Source organism: Streptomyces zaomyceticus, assembly GCF_014656215.1.
GTDB lineage: Bacteria > Actinomycetota > Actinomycetes > Streptomycetales > Streptomycetaceae > Streptomyces > Streptomyces zaomyceticus.
Genome location: NZ_BNBZ01000001.1, coordinates 483832 through 496839 on the forward strand (window position 1 = coordinate 483832; position 13008 = coordinate 496839).

At 71.8% G+C, this 13008-nt stretch carries 10 protein-coding genes and 1 tRNA gene; 6 read left to right on the forward strand and 5 right to left on the reverse strand.

All coding sequences use genetic code 11. From position 1 onward, the window contains the following. Positions 1–156 precede the first annotated feature (156 nt). The gene (locus tag IE311_RS02080; RefSeq protein WP_189829747.1) at positions 157–432 is read left to right on the forward strand and encodes a hypothetical protein; all 276 of its coding nucleotides are present in this window, start codon (positions 157–159) and stop codon (positions 430–432) included. A gap of 60 nt (positions 433–492) precedes the next feature. Further along, on the forward strand, positions 493–2310 hold the full coding sequence (gene glmS, locus IE311_RS02085; protein WP_189829748.1) for a glutamine--fructose-6-phosphate transaminase (isomerizing): 1818 nt from the start codon (positions 493–495) through the stop codon (positions 2308–2310). A 148-nt stretch (positions 2311–2458) separates the two neighbouring features. Here the strand turns inward: glmS and IE311_RS02090 are convergent, their stop codons facing one another. Together IE311_RS02090 and IE311_RS02095 are read right to left on the reverse strand one after the other, a co-directional pair. After that, positions 2459–3022 (reverse strand): GPR1/FUN34/YaaH family transporter, encoded by a 564-nt coding sequence (locus IE311_RS02090; RefSeq protein WP_189829749.1) that lies wholly within the window; start codon positions 3020–3022, stop codon positions 2459–2461. A 296-nt stretch (positions 3023–3318) separates the two neighbouring features. Continuing rightward, positions 3319–3840: a universal stress protein gene (locus IE311_RS02095; protein ID WP_015033782.1), complete on the reverse strand. Its 522-nt coding sequence runs from the start codon at positions 3838–3840 to the stop codon at positions 3319–3321. Between the two features lie 343 nt (positions 3841–4183). Here IE311_RS02095 and IE311_RS37275 point away from each other — a divergent pair, with 343 nt between their 5' ends. The 4 genes from IE311_RS37275 (at position 4184) to IE311_RS02115 (ending at position 7101) form a co-directional block, all read left to right on the forward strand. Next, entirely contained in the window at positions 4184–4561 is a 378-nt protein-coding gene (locus IE311_RS37275) for a hypothetical protein (RefSeq protein WP_373313724.1), read from the forward strand. Between the two features lie 444 nt (positions 4562–5005). Further along, a complete protein-coding gene (locus IE311_RS02105; RefSeq protein WP_189829750.1) occupies positions 5006–6175 on the forward strand; it encodes a helix-turn-helix domain-containing protein in 1170 nt (389 codons plus the stop codon). Between the two features lie 129 nt (positions 6176–6304). Further along, the gene (gene orn / locus IE311_RS02110; protein WP_189829751.1) at positions 6305–6907 is read left to right on the forward strand and encodes an oligoribonuclease; all 603 of its coding nucleotides are present in this window, start codon (positions 6305–6307) and stop codon (positions 6905–6907) included. 118 nt (positions 6908–7025) lie between these two features. Continuing rightward, positions 7026–7101, forward strand: a tRNA-His gene (locus IE311_RS02115). 105 nt (positions 7102–7206) lie between these two features. Here the strand turns inward: IE311_RS02115 and IE311_RS02120 are convergent. The 3 genes from IE311_RS02120 to IE311_RS02130 all read right to left on the reverse strand — a co-directional run bounded on the left by IE311_RS02120 (position 7207) and on the right by IE311_RS02130 (position 12943). Beyond that, positions 7207–8553: an endo-1,4-beta-xylanase gene (locus IE311_RS02120; RefSeq protein WP_189829752.1), complete on the reverse strand. Its 1347-nt coding sequence runs from the start codon at positions 8551–8553 to the stop codon at positions 7207–7209. Then, positions 8538–11207 carry a cellulose binding domain-containing protein gene (locus IE311_RS02125; RefSeq protein ID WP_189829753.1) on the reverse strand — a complete coding sequence of 890 codons (2670 nt, stop codon included), beginning with the start codon at positions 11205–11207 and terminating at the stop codon, positions 8538–8540. The genes IE311_RS02120 and IE311_RS02125 overlap by 16 nt, the downstream gene beginning before the upstream one ends. A gap of 224 nt (positions 11208–11431) precedes the next feature. Then, the gene (locus tag IE311_RS02130; protein ID WP_189829754.1) at positions 11432–12943 is read right to left on the reverse strand and encodes a glycoside hydrolase family 18 protein; all 1512 of its coding nucleotides are present in this window, start codon (positions 12941–12943) and stop codon (positions 11432–11434) included. Positions 12944–13008: the final 65 nt, after the last annotated feature.

Below are 13008 nucleotides of genomic sequence, written 5' to 3' on the forward strand. Positions count from 1 at the left end.
AGTTCTATATCCGAACCGTCACCATGCGTACCGCCACCACTCCGTTCGGTCAAGGTCTGGACCAAGCCCCTCTTCGTGAGGGCGAATCCCGACCCGCCTGCCCGATATCGGGCAGGATTCTTGCGGAAGGCGAGCAGGACCCCTCAGTATTCACGGGTGCTCGAACGCCGCCCGTCGCACGACGACCTCATCGACCACCTGGTCCGCAGCACCGCGCTCCAGCGCGGTGAGGCCGCCCGGGTGGTGCTCGACGTGCTGGCGTACTTCGACGAGACGACCGAGGAGTTCGTCCGCCGCCGCCACCGCGAACTGCAGTCCGGCGGGGCCGTGAACGCCGAGATCTTCGAACGGATCTCGACGGAACTGCCGCACCGGGCCGTGGCGCCGCCGGAGCTCTCGCTCCGGCAACTGCGCCGCATCGTCTACGGCTGAGGCACACCGGACCGCCCGGACGGCCGAGTACATCCACTGACCTGGAGGGGTTTCACCTTTATGTGCGGAATTGTCGGATACATCGGAAAGCGCGACGTCGCCCCCCTGCTCCTTGAGGGCCTGGCGCGACTCGAGTACCGGGGATACGACTCGGCCGGCATGGTCGTCACCAGCCCGAAGGCCTCCGGCCTGAAGATGGTGAAGGCCAAGGGTCGCGTCCGCGACCTGGAAGCCCGTGTGCCCAAGCGCTTCACCGGTACCACCGGCATCGCCCACACCCGCTGGGCCACCCACGGCGCGCCGAGCGACATCAACTCGCACCCGCACATGGACCCCGAGAACAAGGTCGCCGTCGTCCACAACGGCATCGTCGACAACGCCCAGGAGCTCCGCGCCAAGCTGGAGGCCGACGGCGTCGTCTTCGCCTCCGAGACGGACACCGAGGTCATCACCCACCTCATCGCCCGCTCCCAGGCCGAGAGCCTGGAGGAGAAGGTCCGCGAGGCGCTCAAGGTCATCGAGGGCACCTACGGCATCGCCGTGATGCACGCCGACTTCAACGACCGCATCGTCGTGGCCCGCAACGGCTCGCCGGTCATCCTCGGCATCGGCGAGAAGGAGATGCTCGTCGCCTCCGACGTCGCCGCCCTGATCGCCCACACCCGCCAGGTCGTCACCCTCGACGACGGCGAGATGGCCACCCTCAAGGCCGACGACTTCCGCACCTACACGACCTCGGGCGCGACCACCACCGCCACCCCGGAGACCGTGGAGTGGGAGGCCGCCTCGTACGACATGGGCGGCCACGACACCTTCATGCACAAGGAGATCTCCGAGCAGCCCGACGCGGTCGACCGCGTGCTGCGCGGCCGCATCGACGACCGCTTCTCCACCGTGCACCTGGGCGGCCTGAACCTGGACCCGCGCGAGGCCCGCACCATCCGCCGCATCAAGATCCTCGGCTGCGGCACCTCGTACCACGCCGGCCTCATCGGCGCCGGACTCATCGAGTCCATGGCCCGCATCCCCGCCGACGCCGAGCCGGCCTCGGAGTTCCGCTACCGCAACCCGGTCGTGGACCCCGACACCCTCTACATCGCCGTCTCCCAGTCCGGTGAGACCTACGACGTGCTGGCCGCCGTCCAGGAGCTCAAGCGCAAGGGCGCCCGCGTCCTCGGCGTGGTCAACGTGGTCGGCTCCGCCATCGCCCGCGAGGCCGACGGCGGCGTGTACGTCCACGCCGGCCCCGAGGTCTGCGTCGTCTCCACCAAGTGCTTCACCAACACGGTCACCGCCTTCGCGCTGCTCGCCCTGCACCTGGGCCGCATCCGCGACCTGTCCGTCACCGACGGCAAGCGGATCATCGAGGGCCTGCGCAAGCTGCCCGCGCAGATCCAGGAGATCCTCGAGACCGAGGACGAGATCAAGAAGATCGCCGCGGAGTACGCCGGCGCCCAGTCGATGATGTTCATCGGCCGCGTCCGGGGCTACCCCGTCGCCCTCGAGGCCTCCCTGAAGCTCAAGGAGATCTCCTACATCCACGCCGAGGCCTACCCGGCCTCCGAGCTGAAGCACGGCCCGCTGGCCCTCATCGAGCCGGCCCTGCCGACGGTCGCGATCGTCCCCGACGACGACCTGCTGGAGAAGAACCGCGCCGCCCTCGAGGAGATCAAGGCCCGCAGCGGCCGCATCCTCGCGGTCGCGCACCAGCCGCAGGCGAAGGCCGACCACACCATCGTCGTGCCGAAGAACGAGGACGAGCTGGACCCGATCCTGATGGGTATCCCGCTCCAGCTCCTCGCCTACCACACGGCGCTCGCCATGGGCCGCGACATCGACAAGCCGCGCAACCTGGCCAAGTCCGTCACGGTCGAGTAGCAGCGACCTCGGGGCCTGTCCCCCCGAGCCGCGCCGCCGGGCCTGTCCCCCGGCGGTCGACCGGACACGAAGCGGCCCCCCGTGCATCCCAGGTGCACGGGGGGCCGCTTCTTTTCAGGGCTCGGTTCTCCTCCGGAGCGCCGCTCCGTCAGCTCGCCGCGGCCGCGCTGCGGTTCGCCCGGCCGAGCGCGGTCGGCCAGCCGGCCACCGCGGCCGTGGCGCCGTACCAGGCGACCAGACCGGCGACGGCCGCCACCCAGCCGCCGGCCTTCGCGAGCCCGCCGTTGTCGGCGAGCGCCCCGATGCCGAGCAGCAGCAGCGCGACGAACAGCAGCCCGTACACGCCCTGCCCGAACAGTCCGCCACCCTTGGCGGCCAGCGTCAGCGTGAGTGCCAGGAGCGCCCACAGAAGCAGGAAGACGCCCACGGCATCGGCCGTGGCCCCGCCGCCGACGGCGGTCCCCCAGGTGAACCAGAAGGCGCCGAGCGCCGCGAACGCCGTGCCCTCTCCCTTGTCGCCCGCGCGCAGGGCGAGCAGGCCGACGAGGAAGAGCGTCACCCCGCCGACCCAGGTGGCGAGGCCCGCGGCATCCGCTGCCGCGACGTTGTCGATGGCACCCGTACCGCCCAGGCCGAAGGCCAGCAGGGTCAGTCCGAGTGCGAGGTTGCCGAGAGTGGAAGTGGTGTTTCCCGCGGCGACTTCGTTGTCCACGGCGGGCTCCCTTCAGATGCGCAGGTGTGCTGCGTGAGCTGCTGTGATCCGGTGACCTTTATGTACCCTTCACAAGCGCACAATTCACCTGTGGAAGGCCTAATTTATGTCTGGATAACGACAGTTGAAGGTGAGGCCTGACGGGGCGTCCGTGACGTCGGCGGCGTCGGGAAGGGGTACCGGCGGTGCCGGAAGGGATGCCGGCGGCGTCGGGAAGGGACGTCGGCAAGCGATGTCCGGGAGAGGGGCCAGGGGTGGCCTTCGGGAAGGGTGCCCGGAGGCGATGTCCGGAAGTGCTACGGGATGACGATCACGGGCCGCTGGGCGCGGCGCGCGAGGCGGCCGGCCACCGAGCCGAAGATCCGCCCGACGATTCCGTGCGTGGAGCCGACCACGATCGCGTCGGCCGAGTACTCGCGGCCGACCTCCTCCAGCTCGTGACAGATGTCGCCACCGCGCTCGACGAGGATCCAGGGCACTTCGGAGAGGTGCTCGGCGCAGGCCAGCTCCAGACCGAGGACCTCGGTGCGGTGGTCGGGCACGTCGACGAAGACGGGGGGCTCGCAGCCGGCCCACACCGTGGTGGGCAGCCGGTTGGCCACGTGCACGATGATCAGGCCCGAGCCGGAGCGCCTGGCCATGCCGATGGCGTACGCGAGCGCGCGCTCACTGGACGTGGATCCGTCGAAGCCGACGACGACCCCGTGCCGGAAGGCCGGGTCGCAGGCATGACGTGGCTGTTCGACCGCGAGGGGGTCGACCGTGGAGTCGGCGACGCGCTTGCGGTCCGCGGGTTCGGGGAATTCGTGACCGGCCATCGGTGTCTCGGCGAAGAGAGTCCTCGTGGGAAGGGACGGGAGCGGAGGGGACGGAACGACGGGTGGCGGCGGAGCTGTGTCCGGGAATCATCTTCCCAAGCCCATACCCCCAAGGGTACGGCGACACTCCTCTCCTGCCCAGAGCCCGCCGTACCACTCCCCGACGTGCGTGCCGCTCGCGCGCGGCGTTCCAGGGAGCATGCAACAGGGGCTCGGGATCTGGCAATGCCGGTTGTGCCCTACAGGCGTCCGTACGGGGGCCAAACGGACGTCGCCCAGAGTGACCGGAACGTTCCGCTTCTCGTTGCCACAGGTCCAGCCCACCGTCGCAGGGAGACCGCCCGTGCCCGCACCATCGACCGCCGCCGGCCAGACCTCCTCCACCGCCCCCACCGCCACGCTCGCCGTCCCCCGCGGCCGCCGCCGGGCTCCCGTCCTCTCCTCGGCCGCCCGCACGGACGCGGCTCCGGGAACCGCGCCGGGAGCGAGGGGCGTGGCGCCGGGCGCCGGTGCGGCGGAGCAGGCCGGCGACGTCGTCCGCTGGGCGGCCTTCTGCTGCGTGCTGGTCCCGGTGGTCCTGGTCGCCTACGGCACCTCGCTCGGCGGCGCCGCCGGGACCGCGCTCGGCCTCATCTCGGTGACGGCGGCCTGTCGGGTGCTGTTGCGCCGCTCGGAAAGAGGCCTCCGCGGCGAGGTCGCCCGCGGCAGGCGTCGCTACTGAGGACGTAGCCGGGTACAAACCGCCCCCAATCGGGGCGCCCTTCGGTCCCGCCCCCCGCGGAGTTGACAGGTTCGTACACGCGAACCCATATGTTTTCAGCCAACTTCCATCTGTCGGCGAGTCCTTGGCGGAACGGTTGCCCAACCCCGGCGCCGGCACCCGGAAATCCCCCGCCACAAAGGCTCGCACCCCCCGCGTACGGGGGCGTTCGCCCCACCGGCCCTTCCCCCGGCGACCGCCGGACGGAAGACTTCGCGATCGATCGCTTCGCGCCAAGTGGCCTTGTCGACAATCCACCGGATGGAGAACTTGTCACGCCGGCGCCACAGGACACAGTAGATTCGATCATGGGTACCGAAGACTGGGGTCTCGTGCAAAACCGAGGGGAAACGTGCAGGAGCGACACGACCAGGGAGACGCGAACACCGAGGGGGGCTTAGCGTCATGAGCCAGGACTCCGCCGCACCGGAGGCCGCACGGAAACTGACCGGGCGCCGCCGTCGCGAAGTCGTCGCGGTGCTGCTGTTCAGTGGCGGCCCCATCTTCGAGAGCTCCATCCCGCTCTCCGTTTTCGGCATCGACCGGCAGGACGCCGGGGTGCCCCGCTACAGACTGCTCGTCTGCGCCGGCGAGGACGGCCCACTGCGGACCACCGGTGGGCTCGAACTGACCGCGCCGTACGGCCTGGAGGCCATCAGCCGCGCGGGCACCGTCGTCGTCCCGGCCTGGCGGTCGATCACCTCGCCGCCGCCGCCGGAGGCGCTCGAGGCGCTGCGCCGCGCCCACGAGGAGGGCGCGCGCATCGTCGGCCTGTGCACCGGGGCGTTCGTCCTCGCCGCGGCCGGTCTGCTCGACGGCCGCCCGGCGACCACGCACTGGATGTACGCGCCGACGCTCGCCAAGCGCTACCCATCGGTCCATGTGGACCCCCGGGAGCTCTTCGTCGACGACGGGGACGTACTGACCTCCGCGGGCACGGCGGCCGGAATCGATCTGTGTCTGCACATCGTGCGGACCGACCACGGCACGGAGGCCGCGGGCGCCCTGGCGCGCCGCCTGGTCGTCCCGCCGCGGCGCAGCGGCGGTCAGGAGCGCTACCTCGACAGGTCTTTACCTGAAGAGATCGGCGCCGACCCGCTGGCCGAGGTCGTCGCCTGGGCGCTGGAGCACCTCCACGAGCAGTTCGACGTGGAGACCCTCGCCGCCCGCGCGTACATGTCACGGCGGACCTTCGACCGCCGGTTCCGCTCGCTGACCGGATCGGCCCCCCTCCAGTGGCTGATCACCCAGCGGGTGCTCCAGGCACAGCGGCTGCTCGAGACCTCCGACTACTCGGTCGACGAGGTCGCGGGCCGGTGCGGCTTCCGCTCCCCGGTGGCACTGCGCGGCCACTTCCGGCGGCAGCTCGGCTCCTCGCCGGCCGCCTACCGGGCGGCGTACCGCGCCAGGCGGCCGCAGGGCGAGGTCGGCACGGCGGTGCTCGACGCGGTCGTGCCGGCGCAGGTCTCGGCCGGCATCCGGCGTCCGCCGTCCCCGCTGGACCAGGGGAAGCCGCAGTCCGACGTCTACGCTCCGGGACGCCCGTCGTTCCCGGGCCAGCGCAGCGCGCCGTAGAGCCGCGCGGCCACAAGCCGCGCATCGCAGGACCTGAGGGCGCCCGGGGAGACCTCCCCCGGGCGCCCTCAGGGCTGCTCGGGGCGCTCGACCCGCTCGGGTGGGGGGAAGAGCCCCTAAGGTGGACGCATGAACGATCGCATGGTGTGGATCGACTGCGAGATGACCGGGCTCTCGCTGACGGACGACGCACTCATCGAGGTGGCCGCACTGGTCACCGACTCGGAACTGAACGTGCTCGGCGACGGGGTGGACATCGTGATCCGCCCGCCGGACGCGGCCCTGGAGACCATGCCCGAGATCGTGCGCCAGATGCACACGTCCTCGGGGCTGCTCGACGCGCTCGCCGACGGCACCACGCTCGCCGACGCGGAGGCCCAGGTCCTCGCGTACATCCGCGAGCACGTCAAGGAGCCCGGCAAGGCACCCCTGTGCGGGAACTCGGTCTCCACGGACCGCGGCTTCCTCGCCCGGGACATGGCCGCCCTGGAGAGCCACCTGCACTACCGGATCGTCGATGTCTCCTCGGTCAAGGAGCTGGCCCGCCGCTGGTACCCGAGGGCGTACTTCAACAGTCCGGAGAAGAACGGCAACCACCGGGCGCTCGCCGACATCCGTGAATCCATCGCGGAGCTGCGCTACTACCGCGAGGCGGTCTTCGTCCCGCAGCCCGGCCCGGACTCGGAGACCGCGAAGCGGATCGCGGCCCGGCACGTCGTACCGGCCGAATGAACCCCTTCGCGTAGGGCCTGCTCGCGCCCCCGATCAATGGGGGCGCGAGCACCCTCCAGAACCCTGTAGACTTCTTCTCGGCCGGTCGGGGAAACCTTCGGGAAAACCGCCGGGCATGGTGGGTATAGCTCAGCTGGCAGAGCACCTGGTTGTGGTCCAGGATGTCGCGGGTTCAAGTCCCGTTACTCACCCCAATGGCTCAGGCCCCGGTTCGAAAGAACCGGGGCCTGAGTCGTTTCCGCGCTCGGACCCACGCGCCGGTCCCCCGCACCGGACCGAGTGCGGGGCGGAGTTCCGGGCTAAATGCCGGTGGCGCAGGTGAGGGCCGCCGGGGGCGGGTTGGTGCCCGACCAGGCGCCGTTGAAGCCGAAGGCGACCGTGCCGCCCGGCGGGACGGTGGCGTTGTACGGGAGGTGCGAGGCCGTCACCTCCGCCCCGGTCTGGGTGACCGCCGCGTTCCACGCCTGGGTGACCCGCTGGCCGGCCGGCTGGGTCCAGCGCACGGTCCAGCCGTTCAGCGCGGCCGCGCCGGTGTTCCGGAGGGTGACCTGGGCCGTGAAACCGCCCGTCCACTGGCTGCTGACCGCATATGTGACGGAGCACACACCCGGGGCCGGTGGGGTCACCGGGGCGAGCGTCTCGGCGATTCCGGCGTGGGCGGGCTTGGGCGCGAGGTTCTCGTCGTACGGAGTCGCCGCGCCCTGGCCCGGGAAGAAGTCCGGGATCCACGAGTCGGAGTCGGTGAAGCCCCAGACGGTGACGCCCGCGCAGCGGGTGACGGCGAGGCAGGCGCGCAGGACGGCGGCGTAGTCCGCCCTCTGCTGCGCGAGCTTGGCGTCGGTCGCGGGCAGGGTCATCCGGATGTCCAGCTCGGTGATCGCCACGTCCACACCGAGTTCGGCGAAGCGGCGCAGGTTGGCCTCCAGGGAGGCGGGGACCTGGCCGAGGACGAGATGGGCCTGGAAGCCGACCCCGTCGACCGGGACCCCCTGCGCGAGGAGCCGCTTCACCAGGGCGTACATGCCGTCGCTCTTCGCGCCGACGGCGTCGGTCGAGTAGTCGTTCAGGTAGAGCTTCGCGGCCGGGTCGGCGGCGCGTGCCGCGCGGAAGGCGTCCGCGATGTACGACTCGCCGAGGGCCGCGCCCCAGAGGGAGGGGCGCAGGGTCCCGTCCTCGTTCAGGGGTTCGTTGACGACGTCCCAGTGGTCGATGCGGCCCTTGTAACGGCCGGCCTCCGCGGTGATGTGGTCGGTCATGAGGGTGCGCAGCTCGGCGGCGGTCCAGCTGCCGCCGGTGAGCCAGCCGGGGAGCTGGCTGTGCCAGACGAGGGTGTGGCCGCGCACCCGCTGGCCGTGGGCCTCGGCGAAGGCGACGACCCGGTCGGCGCCGGTCCAGTCGTGGGTGCCCCGGGCGGGCTCCACGGCGTCCCACTTCATCTCGTTGCCGGGGGTGAGGGAGCCGAACTGGGCCCCGGCGAGGTCCCCGTACCCCCCGGTGAGTTTCCCCCCGGTGACGGCGGTGCCGAGGTAGATCCCCCGGGCCGCCGCGAGGTCCCGCAGCGGGGTGTCGGCCGCGGAGGCGGGGGTGGTGGCGGAGGTGAGGACCGCGGCGAGGAGGGCGGCGGCGGTGATCAGGCGGCGGAGCATGTCGCACCTCCGAGGGTGAAGGCGGCCGGTACGGGGTTGGTGCCCGTCCAGGTGCCGGTGAAGCCGAAGGAGGCGGAGGCCCCGGCGGCGACGGCGCCGTTCCAGTCGGCGTTCCGGGCGGTGACGGCGGTGCCCGTCCGGGCGGGGGTCGCGTTCCACATCCGGTCGACGCGCTGGCCGGCCGGATAGTCCCAGCCGAGGCTCCAGCCGGTCCAGGCGGTGGTGGAGGTGTTGGTGAGGGTGACGTCGGCCTGGAAGCCGCCCTGCCACTGGTTGGTCACCTTGTACGCGACCTTGCAGGCACCGGTGGGCGCGGGCGGCTCGGTGGTACCGCCGCCGTCACCGCCCCCGGTCTCGCTCGTGTCGCCGTAGATGATGCCGCGGCCGTTGGTGGAGACGTACACCCGGCCGTAGACCCGGGGATCGCCGGTGATCGCGCCGCCGGTCCAGCCCCACTGGTGGGCGTCGTCGTTGACCCGGACCCAGCTCGTGCCCGCGTCGGTGGAGCGGAAGACGCCGCGGACTCCGCCGATCTTCGCGCTCGTGTAGAGGGCGGGGTACGCGGCTCCCGGGGCGGCCTTGCCGAAGCCGACGGTGTCGGCCTGCTCGACGCCGGAGACCCGGGTGAAGGTGGCTCCGCCGTCGGTCGAGTGCCAGAGCCCGTAGGTGGCGTCGGGGGCGCCGCCGGAGAGCCAGATGTCGCCCTTCCGGCCGGGGACGGCCTTGAAGCGGACGTTGCCCTTGGCGGGAAGGCCGGTGGCGCGGGCGGTGAAGCTCGCTCCGCCGTCCGTACTGGCGTAGAAGGTGCCGGAGGCGAAGGCGTAGAAGGTGAGCGGGTCGACGCGGTCGGACTCGACGGTCGCCCCGGCCGGGACACCGGTGGAGGCCGTCCAGGCGCCGCCGGTGCCGGTGTGGACGCCCGTGCCGTCCGGGCTCCAGACGAACCGGGTGCCGTCGGCCGCGGCGGCGACCGTGCCGCCGCCGGTGACGCCCGGGGGTTCCTGTCCGGCACTCCAGTCGGCGCCGTTGTCGGTGGAGAAGGCGACGCGAGGACCGCCGTCGAGGTTCCCGGCGCGTACGACGGTGCCGGGCTTGGTCTCGGCGAAGTCGACGCTGGTGGTGGAGGTGAAGTGGGGGCCGGTGAACATCATCGAGGGGACCTTGGTGAGGTCCGTGTGCCGGAAGCCGCCGATGTCGCCGAGGGCGCTGATCAGCGGGGCCCCGGAGGGCGGGGAGGCCAGGTCGAGGACGGCGGTCTCCTCCAGGCCCTGGACCATGGGCCGGATGGTGAAGGGCGTGCCCGTGTCCCACTTGCCGAGGTCCTGCGTGCCGTACACGGTGGCGCCGGTGCCGTACATCATGCGGTTCGAGTCGAAGGGGTCGATCTCCAGGGCCTCGGTCATCCAGCCGAGCTTCGGGGTCTGCTCGGGCGGGGCGGGGTCGGCGCCCCAGGTCAGCCAGGGCACGGAGGAGACGTCCATGGTGTAGCGGTTGGACCGGTTCGGGTACGAGGTGTAGTCCCAGGCCCTGGTCCAGCCGGCGCCGCTGTCGGTGGAGCGGAAGATCTGGGTGTCGGGGAACCAGGAGCTGTAGCCGGAGACCATGACGGTGCCGGGGCGCCGGCGGTCGACGGTCAGGCCGCTGAAGCCGTAGTAGGTGTCGGCCTCGGCGACGGGGCTGATGTCCGTCCAGGTGCCGGTGGCGGTGGCGTACCGCCAGACCTGCCCCTTGGCGCCGTCGTACGGGCCGGCCGTGTCGCTGTACGCGAGGTAGAGGTAGCCGTTCTCCGCGTCGAGGACGCCCTTGTGGGCGAGGTACCCGGTGGGCTGGCCGGGGAGCCGGGTCCAGGTGGCGCCGGCGTCGGTGGACCGGTAGACGGCGTTCTGCTTGTCGCCGACGCCGACGTAGAGGGTGCTCGTGGCGCTGCCGGCGGTCCCGGTGGACTCGTCGAAGGTGACCCAGACGATGCCCTGCTGGTCGGAGTTGTAGCCGCTGGTGTCGGTGGGGTCCTGCTGATGGCCGCCGGGGTTGGTGAAGGAGGTGACCTTCGACCAGGTGACGCCGGAGTCGGTGGAGCGCCAGAGGCCGTTGCCGCTGGGGGTGCCGAGGTAGAGGACGCTGTTCCGGTGCGGGTCGACGGCGAGGCGCTCGCCCATGCCGCGGCCGGGCATGTTGCCGCCGAGCTTGAAGGGGAGGTCGGTGCGCTGCCAGGTGGCGCCGCGGTCGGCGGAGCGCAGGACGGCGCCGTTTCCGGGGTCCCAGTCGTTGGTGTACGTGCCGACCGCCGCGTACACCTTGTCGGGGTCGACGCCGTCGGAGGCGAGACCGACGACTCCGGTGTGGCCCCAGTGGTCCCAGTCGACGGAGTCGAGCAGCGGGGTCCAGGTGGAGGCGGCCTGGTTCCAGCGGTAGGCGCCGCCGATGTCGGTGCGGGCGTAGACGAGGTTCTTCTCGGTCCGGTTGAAGACGATGCCGGGGACGAAGCCGCCGCCGTCGACGCGCACGTTCTTCCAGGTGTAGGACGACGCCGCGGCGGCCGGCACGGCCGTGCCCGGGGGTGCGGCGGGGGTGGGGGCGGCGGTGGCCGGTACCGCCCCCGTGAGGAGGCCCGCGGTGAGGGCGAGCCCCGCGAGCAGATGGCGTGTGGTGCGCATGGGTATCCCGTCGAAGATTGGATGGGAGCGCTCCCACTATTGAGGTGCTGTCAGAACACGGTCAAGGTCCGGGAATCGTCGAAGACGTTCGACGGCGGCGCGGGAAGGCGGGCACGGGAGGGGCCCGGGAAAAGGGGTGCGCGCCCCGGCCGGGAGGTGGGGTGTCTCCGGCCGGGGCGCGCGGTGGGGGGGGCGAGATGGTTCCTGGGGTGGTGCCGTGGGGCCTACTTGTAGGCGGCGAAGGCCTTCGTGAAGGCCAGCGGCTGCTGGAGGATCGAGGAGCAGGTGGCGTCGGCGCGGTTCACGGCGCCGTCCGGGCACTGCTTGTCACGGGTCGAGGACCACATCGAGAGCCAGCCGATCCCCTTGGACTTCGCGAAGTCGACGAGCTGGGTGGCGTCGTCGACCTTGAAGATCTCGGTGGTGACGTCGTTGACGCCGATCATCGGGGTGACGGCGACGGCCTTCCAGGCGGCCGCGTCGGAGAGCCCGAGGACGCCCTTGATCTGGGCCTGGGTGGCGGTCGCGGCCTGGATCGCGTACGTCCCCATGTCGGCGCTGTACGCCGGGCCGTAGTCCATCGCCATGATGTTGACGGCGTCGACGCGGACCCCGTTGCGCCGGGCGTCGGCGAGCAGGTCCACGCCCGGCTGGGTCAGGCCCTCGGGCATGACCGGCAGGGTGAAGGAGACGTTCAGGCCGGGGTGGGACTTCTGGAGCTGGGCGATCGCCTGCGAGCGGCGGGTGTTGGCGGCGGTGTTCGGCAGGGCCGCGCCCTCGACGTCGAAGTCGACCTTGGTCAGCTTGTACTGGTCGACGACCTTGCCGTACGCGGCGGCCAGCGCCGAGGCGGACGAGCAGTTCAGGGCCAGTTCGTGACCGGCGGCGCCGCCGAAGGAGACCCGGACGTCACCGCCCTTGGCGCGCAGGGCGCCTATCTGGGCGGCGACCTTGTCGTTCGCCAGGTCGGTGACCCCGCCCCACAGCGGGGCGCAGGAGCCGCCGGAGGTGATGAAGGCGAGGTTGAACTCCTTCACCCCGGTGGCGTCGGCGGTCGCGAGCAGGTCGTACGCGGGATAGAGCGAGGTGTCGACGTACGGGGCGTACCTCGCAGCGGCGGCGGGGGCACCGGTCGCGGTCGCGGTGGGCGTCGGGGTGGGGGTCGGCGCGGTGGTCGCGGTGGCCGTCGGCTTCGGGCTCGTGGTGGCCGTGGCGGTCGGCTTCGGGGTCGTGGTGGCCGAAGGGGAGGCCGTCACGGTGGGCTGTCCGGTGGGGCGGCCGCTGGGGGTGGGGGCGGTGCCTCCGGCGGAGCAGGCGGCCTTGTTGATGAGGCAGTTGGCGGGGTCGCCGGCCTGTCCGGCGGCCGAGGTGACGAAGCCGACGGTGACGGACCGGCCGGGTGCGAGCTGCTTGTTCCAGCTCGCGGGCTTCACGGTGACATGGCTGCCGGAGACGGTGTGCTCGCCGTTCCAGAGGGAGCTGATGGTCGTGCCGGCGGGGAGGTCGAACTCCAGGGTCCAGTCGGACTGGGCGGCGGAGGTCTCGTTGGTGACGACGTACTGGCCGGTGTAGCCACCGGTCCAGGAGCTGGTCCTGGTGTACGCGGCGCCGACCGCGGCGGCCTGGGCCGTACCGGTGAGCGCGAACGCGGCGCCGCCGACGACCGCCGCGGCGACGATCGCCCCGACGACCTTGGTCCTGGTGCTCGTCGTGCGCCGGTGCGAACTGGTGCCCATCGCGTGCCTGCCTCTGGGTGCTGGGGGGTGGGGAAGGGGTGCGGCAGCACGCTAGCGACCGGAGA